A 22,573-nucleotide genomic window follows, 5' to 3' on the forward strand; every position below is an offset into this window, starting at 1 on the left:
CATCTCTGGTATCATCATTATCTCTGGTATCATCATTAGCTCTCGTATTGGAAGCGATCAAGGAAACGTTTTACGAGGCGATGGGTTGATTGGCTCTCACGCATAACCCAGCCGATCGAAATGACACGTTGCATTCCTTCAATTTTGAGGATGGTAAAGTCATGATGCAGTACACTACGATCGTGCGTGAATGAGTATTCATGACCGATCGTCACCGCATTCAACTGAGCAAGAGCCGCATTGACCACTTCTGAGTTTTTTGTCCGAAACAAGACATCCACCTCTCCCACCACTTGAGAAAGCTGTGTTACAAATTGATCTACCAATTCATCATTAAACAAGACAAGCGTTTCATGTTTCAACTCAAGCATAGTTATTGACTTTTTGCTGGCTAGGCGATTCGTGTGATTCACACATGCGTGCATCACGCCTTCATCAATGGGGACAAAATGCAGGCCCTGTAAATGATTTTCCATATCATCTGTATATAATGCGATTAAGCCTAGATCGATCTCTTTGTTACGAACGTCTTTAATAATACTACGAGCTGAACTTTCAGATAACTCAAATTTCAGATCGGGATAGCGTTTTTTCATACTTGCAATGGTAGGAATAATGCCAGGAACACCTCCCGGTATAGCAGATAATCGCAATTCCCCCTGAATCGATTCCCCAATATACTGCGCATCTTCCTTCATCATTTGCACCGTATCCACAACGGATCTCATTTTATCCAGAATAGACTTGCCATGTTCTAACAGATAAGCTCCATTACGAGATCGATTAAATAGCTTCACGCCCAATTCATGCTCCAAACGAGTAATGGCTTGACTGATCGTAGATTGCGTAACAGATAAGTTTTCTGCAGCGATGGTAATCGATTTTGTCTTCTCAACTTCGAGTACATACATCATTTGTTCCAAATTCATCGTTAGCCTCAGCTCTCATTACATTAATTTTATTTAAGTTGTGTAAACTTTTCTTAAATATACATGAATAAAAAAGTTAAGTATACTTTAAATTGAAGATAAATGTAAGCGAAATCAAATATTCTACAATCCAAAGGAGTGTAACATATGAACACATATGAGAATCGATTTGCAGGAAAAATAGCGATTGTAACAGGTGCAGCATCCGGTATCGGTTATGCGATTGCAAGAAGACTTGTCGAGGAAGGAGCTTCTGTTCTCGCCGCCGATCTGAATACGGAACGTCTGGCAACCATCCAAGGTGAACTAGGAGAACGGTTTGTCGGAGTGAAAGCCAATGTAACCGTTGAAAGTGATGTAGAAGAAATGGTTCGTGCGGCTGTTAAACAATTCGGGAAACTTGATCTAGCCTTCAATGTGGCGGGTGCTTCCCGCGCTGGCGTAATTACGGAACTTTCAGAAAAAGACTGGGACTTTACTGTGGATTTATGTATGAAAGGTGTCTTTCTAAGTATGAAACATGAAGCCCTTGAGATGGCTAAACATGGCGGTGGAGCTATTGTAAACGTTGCTTCCCTCAACTCTCATGTACCTATGTATGCTGGATCGGCGTATGCTTCTGCCAAAGCTGGCGTTGAAATGCTCACCAAGAACGGGGCTCTCGAAATGGCACGTAATGGTATTCGGGTGAATGCCATTCTTCCAGGTCTCATTGATACGCCATTAACCGCCGACCTGCTTTCCAATGCAGATATTAATGAGGCTTATATGGAGCGAATCCCAATGAAACGCGCGGCACAACCGGAAGAAATGACTGGACCTGCACTTTTCCTTGCTAGTGATGATGCAGGATATGTATCTGGTTCAAGTCTGATCGTAGATGGGGCTTGGGCTACAACAGGTTATCCAGACCTTAGCCGTTGGTTCTAAACTAGTACACTCTCCGATTGATCATATTGATATCTAGTAAAAAGTCTACGGGAAAGAGCTTGACTCTATTCCGTAGACTTTTCTTAATTGAGTTGACATGACCGCCGGCAGAAGATGCCGACAGTCGTTGTCTTATTGCGTAGTATGCTTCTCATCATATTCGCTTGATATTTCTTTGAGCGATCTGATTTTACCATGAGGATGCTGTTCTTGCTTTCGCGACTTCCAAGCAGCTTCCTGCCTCTTCTTCTGGCGAGCCATACAAGATCTCCTCCTCAGGGACTGAGAGATGGTACTACCCCTTTAGGATGTCGCCATGAAGCTACTTTCATTCATCTTTGGCTCTTATTGAGCAGTGTATCCGCCATCGACGATCAGGCTGTTTCCTGTCATATAGGAAGAATCATTACTTGCCAAGAACAGAACGGCTTTCGCCATTTCTTCTGATTGGCCAAGACGTTTCATTGGTGTTGCTGCAGAAAGAGCTTGCTTGCTCTCTTCAGGAATAATCGGTGTATCAATAAATCCTGGGCATAGTGCGTTTACGCGAATGTTTTTCTCTGCATATTCCAGTGCAAGTGAACGCGTGAGATTCACGACGCCACCTTTGGCAGCATTGTAAGCTGCAGAACCAGGTGAACCTACCCATCCGTACATGGATGCCGTGTTTACGATCGTGCCTCCACCAATTTTCAGCATTTCGCGAATCGATTCACGAGCAACCAAGAATACGCCATCCAGGTCAACGTTGACGGTATTACGCCATTCTGCATAGTCCAATTCATGTGACGGATGCACACGTCCAATCCCTGCATTGTTGAAGACGATGTCCACTCGGCCATAAGCCTCAACAGTTTTTTTGAAGATTTCAGCAACTTCTTGTTCACTTGTGATGTTGGCTTTAATGAAAAGCGCATCTGCTTTAAGCGCTTTCAGCTCCTGCTCGAACGCCTTTCCTTTTTCTTCATTCAAGTCTACCAAGACCACTTTGGCTCCCTCAGAAACGAATAGACGTGCTGTCGCTGCGCCAATTCCGGATGCTCCGCCTGTAATGACCGCTACTTTATCTTGAAGTTTGCCCATGAATAATTCCTCCAGTATAATATAAATATTTTGAATAGCAGCTATATAAATAGTGCTATATGATGTTTACAAAACTAATTGTATGCTTAAAATTGTAACAATCCAATCATTAAGATAAGACGAAGTGTCTACCTTATAGACATTTCTCCCCACAATGTCGATATTAATAGGAGATTTTTTGAATGAATGATGAACTTATTGTGACTACACAGCATCGTAATCGCACCAAAGAACACCTCCAATCCGCCCTGATTCAACTCATCAAGAAAAAAGGCTTTCATGCGGTGTCTGTAAAGGATATCGTAGAGCAAGCGGGATACAATCGGAGCACATTTTATTTGCACTATCAGGATAAATATATTCTTGGTGAAGAACTATTAATTATGAAACTTAAAGGGTTGCGAGGAGCGGTAGGAAGACCCTATTGGCATGGTCAAAAAGTTCTGACAAGCAAGCTGACAGCTGAATCTTTTCAAATCGTAGAATACATCTACGAACACCGCGATTTCTTTGAACTGATTCAATATGACGATACTTTACCCGGTCTACATACAGGTTTTCCACAAACAATACTTAAAATCTATGAGGAGCAGTTTATCTTCGAGACAATCAACAACTCCCCAGTGAATATGGAGTATTTCAAGTACTATACCGCATATGGTTTTTTTGGATTATTAAACAATTGGATCTTAAGCGGATATCGTGAATCACGGGAGACATTTATCCAGAACGTGATCGAACTTACGCGAACTCATATTCATTCTTTTCAATATGTTGGTGAGATCGATGAGCTCTTTTAGAGACAAACTAATAATTATCATACATTGCTACATCTAGCTCAACCGTTCCTCCAGACCATGCTTTTAGAGAAGTCCACCCAGTAGCCTCTCCCTGCCAGAAATCAGCTTCTGGCGATAAACCCAAGGCTAGAAATACAGTTGTACATAGGTATAGACTACCTGTCGAAATATACCCCTCACCGATTGCGGGTTGACTGCCGGCAAACCCGATGCGCAGCCAACCTTTCTCATCGAATGTGCCTGGCATCTCAATCTGTCGCTTCATTACGGCTGTAAGTGCACAACGAACCTGCGCTGGCAATAGCTTTTCTGGAAGCTCTTCTCTCAAAGCCATCAACGATAGGTGTTGAAATGCCCCGAAACGATATGCAAGTGATCTCCCAAGGGGTGGGTAGGTTCCTTCTGGGGAGATCATTCGTTCCATAACCGCCGCATAACGCTGTGCTCTTTTCAACACATTAACTCGAAGTGCAGCCCAATCTTGAAACTGATCTCCTACTGCATCTAGAATATCAACAAGCATAGGTTGAATTACAAAGCTATTGTAATAATCCCAATGAAATGCAGGGCCGTCCCCATAAGCACCATCGCCTTTATACCATTGCTCATGCTGTCTTAATGCATAATCGACACGCATGCGATCCCATTGTTCTACGCCCATTCGAAACAGCGCAGCTTCGATCATCGCACTAAACAGGAGCCAGTTGCTAAATACCGGACGGATGATTCGTGTAGACATTAACGCTGAAATTAAATTCGTTTTTACTTCTTCATCAAGCAATACATACAGTTCATTTGGGGCACGAAGAACAGCATTCGCAAGAAAAGCTGCATCGACGACAGGTTGACCGCCTTTGGTAAAATTCATATAGTCCGGTGAAGCTGGATCCGTTGCGGCCTCGATTGCTTGTCTTGCTAGCACGGCCATTCGTGAGCGAACTTGCCCTTCATGACCCGAACGTGACCCATGTTCCAGCCATGGTGCGATACCAGCTAAAGTCCGCCCTAGCGCTTCCAAGTATGTATAATCAGAACGATCACCTGTACTTGCTTCGACAGGCATTTCTACAGCCAATTGTCGTCTTGACAAAGAATTCAAAACAGGTTCTGCAATCTGAACTAATGTATCCACCCAATATTTTCTGTCGTCACTCATATCGGTCCACTCCTTCGCCAGTTCCTTTATTGAAGATCAAGTATAGAACGTTGTATCCCCTTCTTCAATCAACTATAATGATCAAAAACTGACCTATCGTGCTGGGAGTGTACATCGATGTTGAAGTTAATCTCATGCGGATTTCATACCATTCACCATGAAGGGATAATCAGGAATCGCCCGAATGGATCAGGCCATTACACGTTTGTATTCTTCAATAGCCGTGCAGAAGTGAAGCTACATGAGCAAACGGTGATTGTAGACAAAAATACATTTATTCTTTTTCGCCCCAAGACGCCTCATGCGTATCGTGAATTGGAGAACCCTTTTATCAATGACTGGTTTCATTGTTATGGCACGGGTATGACTGATTTTCTTATGGAATTGGATTTCCCGCTAGATACTGCAATTGAAGCATCCGATCCGCTGCTCATATCCAGAAGTATTATGGAGCTACAAAAGTTCAACCGGCTCGATGGTTCACTATGTGAGCGTATCATCGATTGTGATCTTCGGTCTTTCTTCATGAAGTTGAGTGATCTGCGCGAGCGAACGGCGCCTCATCAACTGAATCGATATTATGTCCCCTTTAATGAATTACGTAACGAACTGTACCGCACGCCTCACCAAAATATCTCTGTGGCAGAACTTGCTTCCAGACTAAATGTAAGCAAATCCTATTTTCAACATATTTATAAGCAGTTATTTGGCTGTCCAGTGATGACGGATATGATTAATGGAAGGCTTGAACACGCCAAGTATTTATTGGATCACAGTGAGATGTCAGTGACCGAAATAGCCAGCTCATGTGGTTATGAAAATGATACTCACTTCATGCGTCAGTTCAAGAAATTTGTGGGTACCTCACCAAGGCAATATCGATATAGACGTGAATCTAGCTATTAATTAAAACCTAGGCCCAAAAGGCTAGCCTGTTATTACGGCTAACCTTATCCCAGTTATTATCTCATTGGTGCAAAATGGCTGATGGAAGAAAGAATTTTTTCCGTTTCCGAAATAATCTCAGGCGTGAGCTCTAGATCAACTGCTTTGAGATTCTCTTCAATCTGTGCTGGCCTGCTAGAGCCAATAATGGCTGAACTTACTACTGGCTGACGCAATATCCAAGCCAATGCGAATTGGGACAATGTTGCCCCGAGTTCATTAGCAAGTTCCGACAACTGTACGGTACATTGGAGCACATCCTCACGCAAATAACTGTTGATAACACCGTTCGTTTGATCATTCGCAGCCCGTGTACCTTCAGGGATCTGCTGTCCCGGTTTATATTTACCTGTGAGCACACCCTGTGCCAGTGGGGAGAATACGATGAGCCCTAGCCCTTCCTGTTCGCATTGTCCAATCACACCTTCTCTCTCAATATAGCGCTCAAACATATTGTAGATCGGCTGATTGGAAATTAGCGGACGCAAATTCAGACGTTTACTAATTCCTGATGCTTCCGCAATCTGTGCCGCCGTCCATTCACTGACACCTGCATACAAAATTTTGCCTTGAGCTTGCAGATCATCCAATGCTCTAAGTGTTTCGTCAACAGGGGTTTCGGAGTCAAAGCGATGGCATTGATATAAGTCAATATAATCTGTACCTAGTCGCTTTAAACTCGCCTCACACTGCTCGACGATGTGTTTACGAGATAACCCCCGGTCGTTTGGTCCCGATCCTTGCGGGAAAAACAGCTTCGTAGCAAGTACATAGCTACTGCGTGAATAATCCTTCAACGTGCTTCCCATGACCTCTTCCGCACCGGGATACGAATTTGATGTATCAAAAAAATTAATGCCCAGCTCATACGCTTTATGCATACATGCGCGCGCCGCTTCCTCTGAAGTTGCCGATCCATAGGTCAGCCAGCTTCCCAATCCGATCTCGCTAACCTTCAATCCACTTCTACCCAGTCTTCTGTATTTCAACTGAATCACTCCTTATTCGAATGGTAGGATTAGAGCCTATTCGTGTAAACGCTCTATTGTACAATCTTAGGATAGTGGTTAAACTTAGGTTTAAGTCAAGACATTCAATCTTTTTTTTGAAAGGAAGATTTGCTTGGAATTTTCGATTAAACAAGTTGCGGAACGAACCCAATTGCCTGCTTCCACCTTGCGTTTCTATGATCGGGCAGGTTTGATGCCCTTGTTGAAGAAGACAGAATATGGTACTCGTAAATATTCCGAGATGGATATATGTTGGCTCGAACTCGTGCGCTGCTTAAGAGACAGTGGCATGCCGCTTGAGGATATTAAAACGTTTATGCTGCTATGTCTGGAGGGTTCCAGCACTAGCGAACAACGGAAGGAAATGTTGCAACAACATCGACATAACATTGTGAAGCAAATGGATATGTTGAACTGTAGTCTGGGTACTATTGATTACAAGCTAGAGCATTATAATGAGATTGGCATCTTCCATATTGATACTAAATAGTACATACGATGCTTATCCTGAAAATAAAAAAACGCTCGTGGTTAGGTACGAATGGTCTCCGTTACCTTAACGTAATGAGCGTTTGTTTGAAATTTTTTAAGACTTATTCGTTATACAGACATCTTATTGTTCGCATACGCAGCCGCACCGATCATGCCCGCTTGTCTCCCTAATGTAGCTTGTACGATTTTACAAACACTAGAAGAAAGCGCTAGAGCATGTTTATTAACCGTATCTCGTACTGTTTCTAGCAAACGATCCCCTGCAGCCGACATGCCACCACCCACAATAACGACTTCTGGATTCAATAAATTAATCACATTTGCAAGACCAAACCCAAGAATTTCTCCAGTTTCACGCATCACCTCGACTGCAAGAGCATCTTCAAGGTCATATGCCTCTGATATCATCTGGGCAGTAATGGCTGTCCTATCGTCTCCCACCCACTGCGTGATGATACTTGATCTGCCTTGCTCAAGCTTCTCTGTAAACGTTCTAACCATGCCTACCGCAGATACATATCTGCCTAAACAACCCGAGCTTCCACACCGGCAAGGCCGACCTTCCCTGAACATATTCATATGACCAATTTCACCAGCACTAGACGTGGTACCATAGATTACCTTGCCATCATTCACAATACCAGAGCCTAGACCTGTGCCTAATGTAATTAGTACCAGGTTCTGATAACCCATGCCCGCACCGAACTGCCATTCCCCATACATATTTACTCGAACATCATTATCAATAAAGACAGGAAATTCGAAATGCTCCTTCATTGCATTCAGCACATGAATGTTCTCCCACCCCGGGAAGTTAGGTGAGAATATCGATAGTCCTTCCTCTGGATCTAGTAACCCCGGGATGCCCATCCCCATACACTTAATGGAAGACTGATCGATGCCTTCGAGCAACAGCATTTCTTGCACGATTTCTTGAATTCTATTTAATACATGAGCTGGCCCATTAGCCGCTCCCGTGGGGTCACTTCTTTCGTGAACGATGTGAAAATTCATGTTGAAGATTGCCGACTTAATATTGGTTCCACCTAGGTCAATGCCGATTACATAGTTACTCATGCTCATAGTCTCCGTTCTCATATGTTTAGAGTATTGTAAAATACTTCATGCCTAAAATGAATGGATATATGAGACTATTATTAGGTCGTTTATCCACACGGGTTCATTTCATATGTAGGCAATCTTTCCTCACCGTGCTTCTATGATCTGGATGAACAGCACATTTTGGTTCACTTATTCAAGAGCTTTCAAGAGCAAATGTCCCAATGGGACGAATCAAATCGATTAGAAGAAATTTCACTGTTTCTGGTAAACTTGCTGCATCACCTCAAGCCGTTATGGACTGAATTTGTAGTTAACTCCAAAGTTTCTCCCACGGAACGCAAAAACCATCAGGTGGAACGAATTCTAGGTTGGATCGAGAAAAATTATCATGTTCCTTTTCGTTTAGATGAATTGGCTCAATCCTTGCACCTATCTACTTATCACCTTTCACATTTATTCAAAGACGCTACCGGGATCAGTATCTCTCAATATATTGCTACTCGCAGAATTCATCAGTCTGTTCGATTATTAACTACAACAAACAAACCGATCTCGCTCATTGCGGAGGAAATCGGTTTGACCAATGTATCGTATTTCTGCAAATTATTTAAAGAACAGATGGATGTCACGCCTCACCAGTACCGCAAACGATGGGTCAATCATCCATTTCGTCTAGAATAGATTTGGCTTGTTGAATACTAAACAGTTTCAATCGTTGGATTCATTAGAACTCAAGCATCCCGCTTAGCAAATAACAAAATAGCTAATGTAATAAAGGTCAATGTCCATAACGTAGAAATTCCTGCGCCTTGTATGGGCGTAAACCCATTGACTACATCAGAGGAAGGAGGTATGTACATATACAATCCTGCCGTATCGGGAAAATAATCTCTAATCCGAGGTATCACGTCTCTCGATAATGGACTCAATACGTAATAATAAGTAAGTAGCATTACTAAAGTTGACGTCGTTCTTCTTAACATAGCACCTAAGGCTGCACTGAGAAGTGTGGTGAATGTTAGATATCCCGTTGCACCAACTAATGATTCTATAATAGTTTCTAATTGAACCACTACCGTAGTCTCTCTCAGTATAAACAAAGGATACAACATACTACATGTAACAATAATAAATGCCGCAGGGATTGTTAAGATACCCAATGCTACATGCTTCATGGTTAATTGAAGACCACGCCAAGGTACGGTAGTTAATGTCGTTCTTATCTGTCCACCCGCATACTCCGAACACGTAGCTAAAGTACCGAGAATAATGAATCCTGCCTGAAGGTATACCATAGAAGAAAGCCCTATGTGGAGTGAACTTTGTGTCCCTGCCGTCCCTAGTACATTAGTAGAAGCAGATGTGAAAGCTGCTACGAAAAATAAATTAGCTACGAATGTACTTATTAGCGTAATCCATATCGATGGTAGTGTAACTAATTTATATAATTCACTACTAAGAATTCGTGGAATCTTTCTGCTAGAAGAGACATTCATGATGCAACATCCCTCCTATGAAATACAATAGCTGCAACAATCATAAGAACGACCACCCATGTAAACATGACCAAGCCGCCTGTAAACGGAGTGTGAAATCTGTCGCTCATTGACATGAACATATCGATACCGGCACGATCTGGTAAATAGACCGCTAATGTTGTCACTTTAGCAAGCAAGATACTAAATGATACAATGGATGAATTTATCATCAGAACAGCAAGCGGAATCATGCTATTCCTTGTTATAAGCGTAAGCCCAAAAGCTATAAGAGCAGTGAGTACCCAGTAACAGACTGCACCGATAAGTCTGGACCATTCAAATGCAGGAGCATATTCTCCAAGGATGAGCTGCGTAGATAACATAATGATTACGATAGCAATTACACAAAGCAGTACACCGATTAGTGTCACAGCACCTGCCTTTGCCAGCAAAAAGTAAAGTCGCGATGGTACAACAGATAAACTTGTTTCTATCTGTCTCCCTCCCCCCGACTCACTGCTCTCTGTATAATACTCACTACTTACAGCAAGCACACCAAGGATGATGACTCCTTGTACACCGAAACCTAATCCAATATATCCAACTTCCGCTAGTCTTGTATTAACCCCTGCTATGATATCTTCTTTTTGTGCAAGACTATCCAAACCAGCAAAAATTGCTGGGGCAAATGCTCCAATAAAACAGGCAAGCCAGATGCTTGGAAGGGAGAACAATTTAGACATTTCCGCGTTGAATGCTCTCACCTAACATCACCTGCTCGTTCCGTAGTAAGTGCAAAAAAAGCATCTTCCAACGTAGAATAGTTGCCTACTACTTCTTCCAATGTTCCATCTGCACAGATTTTCCCATTTTGAATGATCACCACATCATCAACCGTCTCTGCAAGCTCTCCCATGAGATGACTTGATAGTAATACAGCATTTCCAGACTCTGCGCGTTCACGTAAAAATCTTCTCATCCAACGAATGCCTTCTGGATCGAGTCCATTCAGAGGTTCATCTAATACTAATATTTCCGGATCACCAATTAACGCAGTTGCCATTCCAAGTCTTTTTGCCATACCAAGGGAGTAACTGCCTACTCTTTTCGTGGCAGCGTTACTCAAACCTACGATTTCCAGAACTTCCTCGACACGTGCGAGCGACAAACCAGCAGCACGAGCAATCCATCGCAAATGTGCTCGTCCCGTACGCATCCGATGAGCTCCTGATCCATCAAGCGCAGCACCTATCGTTGTTAGAGGATTCTGTAATTCTCTGAATGACTTCCCATGTATTAATGCACTCCCCGAGGTGGCGCGATCTAATCCAAGCAAAATACGAAGTGTAGAACTTTTACCCGCCCCATTGGGTCCCAAAAAACCCGTTACTCTACCAGGTTCGGCTTTGAAGCTAATACCTGATAATATCTCTTGATTCCCACGACGTTTGACTAGGTTATTAATGGTAAGCAACCACAACACATCCTTTCTGTTATGGCTTTCATTATATAGAGGCTAAGTTACATATCGGTGATCAACAGGTTTACATCTGGGTTAACTTTGGCTTACGTTTGCCACAACAAAAATCCCCCATGAGACATCATGGGGGATTTTTTCAATATTGAAGTACCCATACGGAATTACCTTGAGGAAAAATTATAGTACGTTTAATTGTTTAATTATCATATTAATCAATCTGAATACGTTTGTGATTATGCTCTTCCCCTGAACGTTTCGGTACTTCAAGCTTCAACACGCCATCTTCCAATCTGGCTTTGATATTCTCTTCATCGATTCGTTCCACATAGAAACGTCGAAGGAATTCTCCCGATCGGCGCTCTTGTCGAATAATACGATTAGAATCATCCTTATGCTCTTGAAATTCATGACGTTTCGCTCGGATAATCAATTCGTTACCTTGAACCTGAATATCGATATCTTGTTTCGCAATTCCTGGAAGATCTGCTTCAATGAGATACTTGTTCTCTTCCTCACGTATATCGGTTCGGAATGGCTGGTTACTGGTTGCCAGGGGAGATACCCATGGATGGTCAAACATATCATTGAAGGATTTCAGCATGTGTCCGAACAAGTCATCATTTCTTTTACGAAACGGAGTCATCTCAAACATAAACATCATCTCCTTAAATATGATTAGTTTGTTGTTGCTTACATGCACAATTATAATACTCGATTTAATGATCATCAAAATGCGAAAAAAACGAAAATAAACGATATTTTTGCAATATGCCCTGTTATACCGAAATAGATCCTTTTCCCTTAATTTTTGACCTATTTTGACCTTCTGACTTTCTTTGATAAATGTACTAAGACTGAACCGCCTCCAATCAATGAAGTGAACTAGCTACGTCTCTTTTAAATGACATGTAAAGGCAAGCGAATCAAACTTTGACCAGGTGCAGAAGTGGCTAAATTATCTTCTAAATGGAATGATTCCACAGGTCTAATCTCCGAGAACCTTTGAAGAAAAGTGGTTAATGCAATATTTAACTCTAATCTCGCGAGAGGCGCACCCAAACAGAAATGAGGGCCTATGCCAAACGTGAGGTTTCTCTTATTATTCTTCCGATGAATATCCAGTTCGAAAGGTCGCTCAAACATGTGTTCATCCATATTCGCTGCACTCATCCATGCGATAACTAGATCTCCCTTTTTCAGCCGAACACCTAATACCTCATTATCTTGCTTGACGGTACGATGTCTCTTCGAGATCTGGAAACGATAACGGAGCATTTCTTCAACGGTGTTAGGCACCAGGTCAGGTTGTTTCTTCAATTGACCGTATAATGTTGTGTCATCATACAATAAGGAGTAGAACATGCTCGATATCATATGACTTGTTGTTTCAATCCCAGCCCCAAGTAACAGCATCGTTGTTCGAACAACCTCGTCGTCTGTAAATTTCTCATTGTCCAATTCTACTGCCAGTAAATCAGATATAATATCTTCCCCAGGGTCAGCTCTCTTCCGAACGACGATTGGATATATATGTTGAAAGTATTCTTTAGCTGCGATTTGTTTTTTCTTCTCTAACTCGTCTTTGTCTCCGTTGTCGGATGGTTGGAACAAAACATCTACCCACTTCTTGAACAGATGACTATCCTCTAACGGGACTCCTAGTAGATCAGCCATGACCATGGAAGGGATTGGACTAGCATAAGTTTCAACAATATCTATCGTGGTGTTACTCTCTATGTTATTTAAGACATTCTGAATGACCTGTTGAATGCGCGGCTCCCAATTTTTCAGACTCCGTGGGGTAAATGCAGCTGACATCAGCGATCGATATTTTTGATGACGAGGTGGATCCATACTTGAAATACTGACTTTTTCAGGAATGGCTCCCTCCTTGTTTTTGGCGCCCACTTCCAAAATGGTTCGAGTCCCCTCGGCAGAAAAGAACTCATGATCACTAAGAACTTTCTTCACATCATCATATCGAAAAACATTCCAACAATCGGTTTCCTCGTGATAATAGATTGGATTGTCGTTTAGCATCTTTTTGTACCATTCTAGTGGAAAGAATTCTTCAGATCTGGTGTTAAACTGAGTGATTGCTGGAACCGAGATAACCTCTTTACTCATTTGTAGTACACCTCCAAGAATATTCTTCATACATATGAAAATACTTGCTCAACTAATTATATACGCTCAGTATAATCAATTTCAATTTTTCACCTATTTTTGCGAAAAAACCCTTATGAATAAAGATATTTTAATTATACTATTCGTACATTCCATCTATTTTCAACAAACAAAAAAGGCTGGCAAGTGCCAACCCAATGAGAATGCTATTGTCTAATTTGTTCTATATACCACCAACAGGATTCAATAAATCTGTTCGCCTCGGATTGAACATCGCTAGATTTATGTTCGCTATGAAATGCTTTGAGCACCACCTCAATCACAGAGACATTGAGCTCATCCTTCTCCTGGAGTAATGTTAGAAGTCCCGTTGACAGCTGTTTTAATTTCAAGGACTCATTGGACTTCTGTATCCGTCGATTGAACTCTTCAAACTCTTCCAACCATACTTCCAGATGGACAAGATTATGATTCGTACTCCTATCCTCATGTAATGAAGCTAAAGATGTATAGTCAAAAATATGTTCATTCTTTTGCTGCATTTTTCTTAATATGACTTCAATATACGTTAATACTTTGGGGACGACCTCGTTCCAATCTGGCTTCTTCGTATGAAGACTTCTTGATGCATTCGCAATCTGATGTAACATGCCATAACATAAAATAGCACCTTCGCTCGCGTACAAACTAATTTCCTGCCCATATACCTCTACAAATCTGGTGGATAACCATTTCAACTGCATTGTAGCTAGGTTCGCAGAGTTAATCTCTCCGGAATAAAATCCAGACCAGTATAATTCCCACACCCGTTCTTTGTCGGGTAGAGACATAGGAATAGCGATCTGATCAACGAGTAGATCAAACTCAGCGTTATAGTGTCTATCCTCAAGTTGTTTGCGGATCAATAGATCCTCTTGCATACGTTGATTGAGAATGGCATATAAGCAATCTTCCTTTGAATCAAAAAATTTATAAAAGGTTCCTTTGGATACACCTGAGTGATCTAGAATCATCTGAATCGTTGTATTTGCAAAACCATGCTCGATAAAAAGCGTCAGTGCTGTCTCCAATAAACTTTCTTTACGACTACTCATCTCTATGATCGCTCCAAGTCTGTTCAAAGTATATGTAATATGCACAAACCATGACTTCTGCTTTTACCACAGTTACAGCACAATTATAACCCCATTTCACTAATCTGTCCTTCTACTGTATATTTGCAGTGTATTCTCAGAAAAGTTCTCTTACGAAATCTTCTGAGAAACTAAAAAACCGCTGAATAGCGGCTTTAATAGCGTATGAATTTTGCAATTGCACTGCAGCATCGATTTCCTAGCTGTTTAGGATTGCTTTCTGGATTTCATAAGGTTCTTGTACAGATACATACCACCGATTTCGAGTTGTAAAATCTACTAAGCTGAGATAATGTCCATGGCCAGCTCCCGTATCAATGCCTACTTTTCCACTGCCTATCCAAATTTCCCAAGGCGCCACATTGAACCGATATGTAGAAGTATGACCAAACACTACGGTATAATTCGGATCTACCGGGCTGGAGAAAAACGGATCTCGTATTTCAGTCAGATCCTCAGGGCTTTGACTACTCAAAGGAATGCCTGGACGTACCCCGGCATGGACAAATAAAAGTCCATTCCTTGCGTAGTATAAGGGTAACCGTTCCAGAAATTTGCGATAATGTTCAACGGGAGTATGATCTTCGGAAAGAGGATTCGGCATGGAGGCTAACCATTTCCGTTCATTATTGCCCTGTAGAGCGACCGCACCATTCAAAGTCAGTTGATATACCAATTGCAGTGTTCCCCAAGAATCAGGCCCTTTATTGACATAATCCCCAAGCAAAATCAATTGATCCTGATCGGGTCGATACCCCGCGGCATTCAGTAATTGTTTGAGTAGATGGCCGTAACCATGAACGTCAGACACGGCAAGAAGTCTACCCATTCCCATATTCTGCACTTTCTGGGTAGATCATGGTTTGCTTAGGTGACAAATGAAGCCAGCACTCTGAACCAGGTTCAAGGGATTCTTTGTTGAATGCCTGGATTAATTGGTTATCTCGGGTTCGCATGATGACTCTCCAATGAATGCCTTCAAAAATGGATTGTTTCACGATTACAGGAATTTGATTAGACTCCCTTTCTTCTCTCTTCATAGAAATACGTAATTGCTCGGGGTGAGACATAACGATGGCGCGTCCGCCCAATGCTCCACGATCCATCATTTGTCCCGTAATATACTCTTCGGCGATATGCGTAGCAGAACCGTCCATCGTAAATTCAGTGGAAAGCCGGTTATGATACCCCATCAACTGAGCAACCCAAGGTGTCTTTGGGCGGCTGAACAATTGATGTGGTTCTGCGAATTGATCAATCCCCCCTGCTCTGAGTACCATGATTCGATCAGCTAGAGTAAACGCTTCAAGCATATCGTGTGTAACGTAGAGCGCGGTCGTGTCCAGATCGGATAATAAGCTCGCCAATTCACTCCGCATTTCGGTTCGAAGCTTAACGTCCAGATTGGATAGAGGTTCATCCATCAACAAGATCGAAGGTTCAGTGGCAAGCGCTCGCGCCATTCCAATCCGTTGCTGTTGACCACCGGAACATTCCGTCGGCAATCGATCGAGCAGCCCTTCCAATTGAAGCATTGATTGCAAACGATCCAGTCGTTGCTTTCTTACAGATGAGTCCGTTCGTGATCGCTTCATGCCGTATTCAATATTCTGTCGCACGGTCATATGCGGCCATAACGCATAATCTTGGAATACCATATTAACCGGCCTCTTCTCTGGAGGTATAAACTGTTTCTTGCCATCTACCGGTTTGCCACCCATTTCAATGATGCCCCCGTCGATTGTCAGCAGACCAGCGATGAGTTGTAGCAAGGTAGATTTCCCGCAGCCGGATGGACCAAGAATGCATATGCGTTCACCTTGGTTCATTTCAAAAGATAAAGGCCGTAAAACCTCTTGTTTGTCAAACGATTTGTGAACCCCTTCGAGCTTAAGAATTGGTTTCATATTGCGAACCCCCATATGTTCTGCGGTGGTTATCAGCCGGACGAATCGCTACACTCTTTTGGAGGCGCCGATCATTCCAGCGAAAAACAGCTTCACCTGCAATCTGGATGAAAATAATGATAGCTAATAGAATTGAACCACTCAGAATCGTTGCAGCCGTTGCATAACCATATTTTCCAAACTCGAAAGCCTGGTCAATAACAAGTGGCATAAGCACATAGTTGGCAGGCTGTAGCATTGAAGCTAGAGCCAAGTCAAATACACTAGTACCAAAAGCAGCCAACACCGCGAGAAGCAATGAACGACGTGTCAAAGGCAAAACGATATGCGCCATGCGTTCAAGCGTTCCCGCACCTTGCACTGCTGCAGCATTTAGCACCGAAGAAGAGATTGCCCCAAACGAGCCCAGTTGAACACGAACAGCGTAAGGAATGGCTCCTGCGATGACCGCAATCACGAGCAAGGCAGGTGTACCATACAAATGCAGATTGATATACTCTAGCCACCTTTGATTCCAAACAAAAATGTATCCGATGCCCATCACGATTCCTGGCACGGCGAGGGAGACAATAGAGAATAGTTGCAGCCCGCCCTTCATCGGAAACTGCGTAAACGTGAGTACATATGCCACAATGAATCCAATAATCATGCTGACTACTGCGGCTATCGCTGCAATGGATAATGAATGGATCATGCCATCTAAGAAATTCAGTCTGGTGTGATCCGGTAGACTTGTGGAGAATAAAGAGACATAATGTTCAAACGTAAAGTTCTGAGAAGCGAATCCATTGCCCATCTTTTTCATCAATGAGACGCAAACGCTGCTCCCGACGGGAATACCGATGCTGATGGTTAAGAACCAAATCGTAATCAGATTTAATAAATAGGTTTTCCGAGGTTTAATTTTTATCGTTTTCTTAGCTCTGGAATTCAAAAAATCAAATCTCGACTTACGCAGGCTAATCATGAGCACACACATTGCCAATCCGAGTATAATAACCAGATAAAATGCGAGTACACCAGCCATATCGAATCGAACCGGTGATTGATAAATGGCGGAATAAATGGAATAAGTCAATGTAGGAAAACGATACACGGTGGACAATGCTGCAGGTAAACCGAAATCACCAACAGTATCAATAAATACCAACGTGGCTCCGGCAACGATGGATGGTACCGAAAGCGGTAGTTCTACCGTGCGCCATACCGTCCAAGGGCGAGCACCGTTTAAGCGAGCAGCTTGCCCGTATTGAGTGACATTCCATTCTGCTGAAGCCAGTACCGTCAGATACGCCAAAGGGAATTTACTCAAAGCCATGATGAACATTAGCCCTGTAGGTTGAAATACTGCATGTGTCACCCACTCTATGCCAAGAGACCGGCTTGCGATGCCATCCGCTCCCGCGAATAAAATCCAGCCTTGCGCCAACATAAATGAAGGCATGATCAGTAGAAGCCAAACGCCTGCATCAAGCAAACGTCCAGTCGCGTAATTCCATCTTGCCCTGACCATCGCTAGACAGGCACCGAATATTGTACCTAAAAGTGCTGTTCCCACACCTAACCACAATGAGTTCATCAAGGATTGGCGCCACAAAGGGCGATTAAAAATCTCCCCGAGCAGCCCTAATCCTTGGAATCGAATTTCTCCAAAAAATATCCCTGGTAAAAAAGCATTAAGTAAAACAGCAAGTAACGGCAAGAAAATGACAACGAATAATATTAATGCAATGCCGACTCCCCAACGAGTTCCTGAATTTTTCATTAAGCCGCCCTTAATTTACATTCTGGTCAGCAAACCAGGTTTTGATGTCCACTTCATGCTCAGCAGACCATTCAGCTGGAGGAAGCAGGAATGTTGGATTAGACTCGCGATCCTGGCGTGAATCCACCCCTTGTACAAGCGGTGTGAAGTAGCTGTCGGACGAGTCAAGCGAAGCAAGCATGTGCTGCGTTTCGGGTTGGAGCATAAATTCAATAAATGCTTTGGAAGCAGCGGGATTTTTAGTATGCTTGCTGATCGCAGCAACCCTGAGGCTACCCGGAGCACCCTCTTCAGGCCAGATAAGCTCGACTGGTTCGCCGGAATGCTTCAGATCATAGGCATTGCTCTCTTGCAGAGCGGCAATATCAATTTCTCCGGAGACCAGTGCGCTTCCTAAAGGTCCGTTCTTGGGATAAACTCTCAGTCCTTTTTTCATCATCTGTTCGTACTTTTGTTCAGCATCAGGAATACCCCAATGATAAAAAAGCGAGGAAACGAGTGGGTATGCCGGGGCAGCCACTGCAGGGTCGGCTTGTCCAGCCGTACCTTCGTAATTGAAAAATCCTTCCCATGTATTGGGTGCTTGTTCCTTAGTCAGACGATTGGTGTTGTAAGCAATGACTGCAGATGCATGGATGGTTATTGGCGTGTAAGCATGATCCTCAGGAACGAGTGATGCACCATAATCGCTAAGGTTATTTATGTTTTCTGGTGTCCAATCCGTCATAAGGAATCCTCTATCAGCCAAATTTCGAATGGAACCGTGACCGTCCATCATGACGACATCCCATTGTGGGTTACCTTGTTCAGCTTCAATTTTGGCTAATGCCTCACCGCCACCATAATGGACAGCTTCCATTTTGTAGCCGGTTTGTTTCTCAAACTCAGGAGCCACAATATCAACAAAATCATTCCCGTACAGAAAAATCGTTTTTCCTGTATCTTCATTGGAAGAGCTCGGATTCACGTTATCTTTTACCACTGATGAGACATTTGTCTCCGTACTTCCTGAAGCAGCGCTGCCATTCGCGCCCGTTCCTCCGCCACATCCAGCAATCATCAACACTAGTGCCAGGCTTATTCCGCTTAAACGCTTTTTCCAAACGTAATTCATGTTTTTCCCCCTAAGATGTTATTTAAGAACTACTGTTAATCTTAAAGGTGTTGTTAACGATTCATATTAGATTGAAGTTAAAGTTATTTTAAATGATATTAATGAATTATATGATAAGATTGATATTATCTATTTTAATGAAGAGGAGCGTTTACATATGAACTTACAGCAGTTGAAGGTATTTGTTCATGTTGTTAATTTACAAAAACTATATTTGGTTGCTGAGAAGCTAAATATCACGCAACCTACAGTAACGTTCCATTTAAATAAGTTACAAGAGGACGCAGGTATGGCGTTGTTCCATACCAAAACATATCATGTTATTAAACTGACTGAAGCTGGTAGATCCTTGTATCACTATGCTAAGCAGATTGTGGCTTTGGATGACGAAATGCGCCGGACACTGGAAAATTACAAAGAGACCGCAACCGAATGTTTGAGAATTGGAAGCACACATACCCCAGCCACCTATATTCTTCCTGATTTATTATTCGAATTCAGACAAGCGCATCACATATATTTAAGCTTAGACGTTAAACCAGCCACACAAGTCATAGAAAAAATAAAACTTTATGATCTGGATCTCGGTGTCATTTCGCATACGGGACCTGATGATCCGGACTTAATCTACGAACCTCTGATGAAAGATGATCTTGTCATCATCTTCCACCCCGAACACATTCTTGCTACCAAACCCACAATTGAACCGCATGATTTGCAAAGCCTCCCACTCATTGCACATGAAGAAGGCTCGAGTAGCCGTGCAATTATTAACCAGTGGGCTCTTGAACATGATGTTCAATTTACAGAAATCATGCAAGTTTCAGGATCTGAAGCACTAAAATCAATGGTTCGCCAGAACATGGGAATCGCAATGCTATCACAGGCTTCCATCATTCAAGATCTTATCAAAGGGGAAATCATGGCTTGTCCCATTCCAAACTGGAGTCCAATCCGAACGATCTATGCGGTCAGGCACCGCAATAAACTTCTAACACCATGGCTTCAGCTCTTCTGGAATCTGCTTGTCGATCGTTTCTCCTCGCAGATTAATCAATAAGCACGGTTTCTTCGTGGTCTCCTATAACAGATTGTAAACAACGATACTGCTTACATATCTGACGGGAACTACTTTCCTAATTTTAGTTTGTCTTCCCTCCTATTTATTATTTGAGCGTTTTCTCAGAAAATAATAGTAGTATTGAACTGTGAGATGTGCTACTTTTTGCATTTTTTCAATGTGCGTGTGCGAAGATAGAATATGCTGAATATGACCAGCGGAGTGATGCTTTTCTATTGTGAATTTTTCATATATTGAAATATTCACTTTAATGTTTATTAGCCTCCGAAGTAAAAATAAGATCAGGCTGAGGTAAAATTTGTGCATGACGCCCCATATTCGCTTTACGTCTGTGATTGGATGAAGTAAAAAAACTTCGTGGTTTTCGTCAATAACGTTTATATCCCAATATTTCAATCTCGATTACAATATTTTCAAGACAAGATTAACTCTACTACAGCTCATAAGGGGGAACGTACATGAACAAGAAAACCAAAACTCTCGTGTTGTCTCTACTCATGTCGACCGTACTACTCGCAGCTTGCTCGAATGATAGCGGTGTTGGTCAAAATCCAACGAATACGGACAAAGATTCCAGCGATTCTGGAACCGTAACCATTCATACCGTTACATCTGAGCATACTGCTGCGAAGTACCCACAAGGTGATGATATTACGAACAATGTATGGACTCGGCGTTACCAGGAAAAGTTCAATATCAATGTGAAAACCGACTGGGTCAGTGATGAGTACAATACCAAACTGAACTTGGCAATCGCATCCAATGATCTCCCGGATGTATTTAGAGTTAACCCCTCTCAATTAAAACAGCTGGTCGAAGCAGATATGGTGATGGATCTGACCGAAGTCTTTGATCAACACGCTTCAGATCGTGTTAAAAGCTACATGGAAATGGACAAGGACAGCTATGAATCTGGTAAGAAGGATGGAAAATTGTACGGGATACCTCAGATGCATTGGGGATTAATTGAACAACCAGACTTCGTATGGATTCGGAATGATTGGAAAGAAGAGCTGGGTCTGAAAGACCCTACATCCATGGGTGATGTTAAGGATATCGCATTAAAGTTTATGGAGAAGCACGGAGGTTATGGCATAGCGGTGGATCAGAGTCTAGATTACTTGAATCTGCTCGCAATTGCCTGGGGCGCACATCCAGACATGTGGATCGAGGATTCCACTGGAAAATTAGCTTATGGCTCGATCCAGCCCGAAATGAAGAAGGCACTTGCGGATTGGGCGGAGTGGTATAAACAAGGAATTATCGATCCGGAATTTGCGATTAAAGACTTTAACGCAATGAATGCCGATATTGTCGCAGGCAAAGTGGGGATACAGCCATTTTACCAATGGTGGGGTTACAACCCTGGTGTAGATACGGTATCCAATTTGGGGAAAGACGCGATCTTCTATCCTTATCTCATCCCGACGATTGACGGTCAAGAAGCGAAGCAATCCATCTTCTTCGCGAACAACAATTATATTGTAATGAAGAAAGGATTCGCTAACCCACAAGAAGTAATCAAAATTCTGAACGACTACGCCTACATCGTGGACGAAGGCAGTGGTAAGGAATCTGAAGAAACCTTGTCTAATTTACTAGATAATGATATCGCACATGTTGTAGGTGCGTTCCGTGTACTTAATCCCAACTCCGACTACGAGCAGTTTGAGGCTGTTTCCGCAGCCCTTCAATCCAAAGACACTAGCGGCTTAACAACTTCGGGAATGTGGCAAAAGTACAATAACAGTGTTGAGTTTATGGAGAATGCAACGCCAGGAGCAGTCGGTGATTATTTGCAACAAGGAGCGCCTAAGAATGCCTATAGTCTTGCCAAGAAAGTGTTAGACAGTGAGAACTATATCAAGACAGCTTTATGGGGTGTTTCACCTGAAGTACTGTCGAACTACGGCTCAACACTAGATGATATTCTGACTGAAGGCTTCACGAAGATTATCATGGGTAGCGAGAATATTGATTATTTCGATGTTCTTGTCCAGAATTGGCGAGCTGCTGGAGGCGACGAAGCAACTCAGGCGGTCAATGAAGCCTACGGCCAATAAATCATACTGGTTGCAATG

At 42.6% G+C, this 22,573-nt stretch carries 23 protein-coding genes; 7 read left to right on the top strand and 16 right to left on the bottom strand.

The window, feature by feature from the left end:
* Positions 1–35: 35 nt before the first annotated feature.
* The gene (locus J2T19_RS03800) at positions 36–929 is read right to left on the bottom strand and encodes a LysR family transcriptional regulator (RefSeq protein WP_307213339.1); all 894 of its coding nucleotides are present in this window, start codon (positions 927–929) and stop codon (positions 36–38) included.
* Positions 930–1,076: 147 nt separating this feature from the next.
* Here J2T19_RS03800 and J2T19_RS03805 point away from each other — a divergent pair, with 147 nt between their 5' ends.
* Positions 1,077–1,859: an SDR family NAD(P)-dependent oxidoreductase gene (locus J2T19_RS03805; RefSeq protein ID WP_307213341.1), complete on the top strand. Its 783-nt coding sequence runs from the start codon at positions 1,077–1,079 to the stop codon at positions 1,857–1,859.
* A gap of 132 nt (positions 1,860–1,991) precedes the next feature.
* On the opposite strand, the gene J2T19_RS03810 is transcribed toward J2T19_RS03805, so the two are convergent.
* Together J2T19_RS03810 and J2T19_RS03815 are read right to left on the bottom strand one after the other, a co-directional pair.
* Positions 1,992–2,120 carry a DUF6254 family protein gene (locus tag J2T19_RS03810; RefSeq protein ID WP_222124443.1) on the bottom strand — a complete coding sequence of 43 codons (129 nt, stop codon included), beginning with the start codon at positions 2,118–2,120 and terminating at the stop codon, positions 1,992–1,994.
* Between the two features lie 84 nt (positions 2,121–2,204).
* Positions 2,205–2,942 carry an SDR family NAD(P)-dependent oxidoreductase gene (locus J2T19_RS03815; RefSeq protein WP_307213344.1) on the bottom strand — a complete coding sequence of 246 codons (738 nt, stop codon included), beginning with the start codon at positions 2,940–2,942 and terminating at the stop codon, positions 2,205–2,207.
* 182 nt (positions 2,943–3,124) lie between these two features.
* Between J2T19_RS03815 and J2T19_RS03820 the strand changes: the two genes are divergently transcribed.
* Positions 3,125–3,742 (top strand): TetR/AcrR family transcriptional regulator, encoded by a 618-nt coding sequence (locus tag J2T19_RS03820; protein ID WP_307213345.1) that lies wholly within the window; start codon positions 3,125–3,127, stop codon positions 3,740–3,742.
* Positions 3,743–3,749: 7 nt separating this feature from the next.
* Here the strand turns inward: J2T19_RS03820 and J2T19_RS03825 are convergent, their stop codons facing one another.
* Positions 3,750–4,898 (bottom strand): DUF2264 domain-containing protein, encoded by a 1,149-nt coding sequence (locus J2T19_RS03825; protein WP_307213347.1) that lies wholly within the window; start codon positions 4,896–4,898, stop codon positions 3,750–3,752.
* A gap of 117 nt (positions 4,899–5,015) precedes the next feature.
* On the opposite strand from J2T19_RS03825, the gene J2T19_RS03830 reads away from it, so the two are divergent.
* Positions 5,016–5,804 carry a helix-turn-helix domain-containing protein gene (locus J2T19_RS03830; protein WP_307213349.1) on the top strand — a complete coding sequence of 263 codons (789 nt, stop codon included), beginning with the start codon at positions 5,016–5,018 and terminating at the stop codon, positions 5,802–5,804.
* Positions 5,805–5,860: 56 nt separating this feature from the next.
* Here J2T19_RS03830 and J2T19_RS03835 read toward each other — a convergent pair whose 3' ends face one another.
* Positions 5,861–6,832, bottom strand: a complete 972-nt coding sequence (locus J2T19_RS03835; RefSeq protein ID WP_307213351.1) for an aldo/keto reductase family protein — start codon at positions 6,830–6,832, stop codon at positions 5,861–5,863.
* Between the two features lie 133 nt (positions 6,833–6,965).
* Between J2T19_RS03835 and J2T19_RS03840 the strand changes: the two genes are divergently transcribed.
* A complete protein-coding gene (locus J2T19_RS03840) occupies positions 6,966–7,343 on the top strand; it encodes a MerR family transcriptional regulator (RefSeq protein WP_307213353.1) in 378 nt (125 codons plus the stop codon).
* Positions 7,344–7,453: 110 nt separating this feature from the next.
* Here J2T19_RS03840 and J2T19_RS03845 read toward each other — a convergent pair whose 3' ends face one another.
* Complete coding sequence (locus J2T19_RS03845) at positions 7,454–8,422, bottom strand: ROK family protein (RefSeq protein WP_307213355.1); 969 nt, start codon at positions 8,420–8,422, stop codon at positions 7,454–7,456.
* Positions 8,423–8,620: 198 nt separating this feature from the next.
* Here J2T19_RS03845 and J2T19_RS03850 point away from each other — a divergent pair, with 198 nt between their 5' ends.
* A complete protein-coding gene (locus J2T19_RS03850) occupies positions 8,621–9,088 on the top strand; it encodes an AraC family transcriptional regulator (RefSeq protein ID WP_307213356.1) in 468 nt (155 codons plus the stop codon).
* 50 nt (positions 9,089–9,138) lie between these two features.
* Here the strand turns inward: J2T19_RS03850 and J2T19_RS03855 are convergent, their stop codons facing one another.
* From J2T19_RS03855 to J2T19_RS03900, 10 genes are all read right to left on the bottom strand, one after another.
* Positions 9,139–9,903 (bottom strand): ABC transporter permease, encoded by a 765-nt coding sequence (locus J2T19_RS03855; protein ID WP_307213357.1) that lies wholly within the window; start codon positions 9,901–9,903, stop codon positions 9,139–9,141.
* Positions 9,900–10,649 (bottom strand): ABC transporter permease, encoded by a 750-nt coding sequence (locus J2T19_RS03860; RefSeq protein WP_307213358.1) that lies wholly within the window; start codon positions 10,647–10,649, stop codon positions 9,900–9,902. The genes J2T19_RS03855 and J2T19_RS03860 overlap by 4 nt, the downstream gene beginning before the upstream one ends.
* On the bottom strand, positions 10,646–11,359 hold the full coding sequence (locus J2T19_RS03865; protein ID WP_307213359.1) for an ABC transporter ATP-binding protein: 714 nt from the start codon (positions 11,357–11,359) through the stop codon (positions 10,646–10,648). Before J2T19_RS03865 ends, J2T19_RS03860 begins: the two co-directional genes overlap by 4 nt.
* A gap of 214 nt (positions 11,360–11,573) precedes the next feature.
* Positions 11,574–12,017 (bottom strand): Hsp20/alpha crystallin family protein, encoded by a 444-nt coding sequence (locus J2T19_RS03870; RefSeq protein ID WP_307213361.1) that lies wholly within the window; start codon positions 12,015–12,017, stop codon positions 11,574–11,576.
* A 245-nt stretch (positions 12,018–12,262) separates the two neighbouring features.
* Entirely contained in the window at positions 12,263–13,492 is a 1,230-nt protein-coding gene (locus J2T19_RS03875; RefSeq protein ID WP_307213363.1) for a cytochrome P450, read from the bottom strand.
* A 206-nt stretch (positions 13,493–13,698) separates the two neighbouring features.
* Positions 13,699–14,586: a TetR/AcrR family transcriptional regulator gene (locus tag J2T19_RS03880; RefSeq protein ID WP_307213364.1), complete on the bottom strand. Its 888-nt coding sequence runs from the start codon at positions 14,584–14,586 to the stop codon at positions 13,699–13,701.
* A gap of 238 nt (positions 14,587–14,824) precedes the next feature.
* Complete coding sequence (locus tag J2T19_RS03885) at positions 14,825–15,460, bottom strand: metallophosphoesterase (protein WP_307213366.1); 636 nt, start codon at positions 15,458–15,460, stop codon at positions 14,825–14,827.
* Complete coding sequence (locus tag J2T19_RS03890; RefSeq protein WP_307213368.1) at positions 15,447–16,532, bottom strand: ABC transporter ATP-binding protein; 1,086 nt, start codon at positions 16,530–16,532, stop codon at positions 15,447–15,449. Before J2T19_RS03890 ends, J2T19_RS03885 begins: the two co-directional genes overlap by 14 nt.
* On the bottom strand, positions 16,516–18,297 hold the full coding sequence (locus J2T19_RS03895) for an ABC transporter permease (protein WP_307213370.1): 1,782 nt from the start codon (positions 18,295–18,297) through the stop codon (positions 16,516–16,518). The genes J2T19_RS03890 and J2T19_RS03895 overlap by 17 nt, the downstream gene beginning before the upstream one ends.
* A gap of 10 nt (positions 18,298–18,307) precedes the next feature.
* Positions 18,308–19,411 carry an extracellular solute-binding protein gene (locus J2T19_RS03900; protein ID WP_307213372.1) on the bottom strand — a complete coding sequence of 368 codons (1,104 nt, stop codon included), beginning with the start codon at positions 19,409–19,411 and terminating at the stop codon, positions 18,308–18,310.
* Positions 19,412–19,568: 157 nt separating this feature from the next.
* Here J2T19_RS03900 and J2T19_RS03905 point away from each other — a divergent pair, with 157 nt between their 5' ends.
* Both J2T19_RS03905 and J2T19_RS03910 read left to right on the top strand, forming a co-directional pair.
* The gene (locus J2T19_RS03905) at positions 19,569–20,471 is read left to right on the top strand and encodes a LysR substrate-binding domain-containing protein (RefSeq protein ID WP_307213374.1); all 903 of its coding nucleotides are present in this window, start codon (positions 19,569–19,571) and stop codon (positions 20,469–20,471) included.
* 479 nt (positions 20,472–20,950) lie between these two features.
* The gene (locus tag J2T19_RS03910) at positions 20,951–22,555 is read left to right on the top strand and encodes a type 2 periplasmic-binding domain-containing protein (protein ID WP_307213375.1); all 1,605 of its coding nucleotides are present in this window, start codon (positions 20,951–20,953) and stop codon (positions 22,553–22,555) included.
* Positions 22,556–22,573: the final 18 nt, after the last annotated feature.

Source organism: Paenibacillus tundrae (assembly GCF_030812775.1).
Taxonomy (GTDB): Bacteria; Bacillota; Bacilli; order Paenibacillales; family Paenibacillaceae; genus Paenibacillus; species Paenibacillus tundrae_A.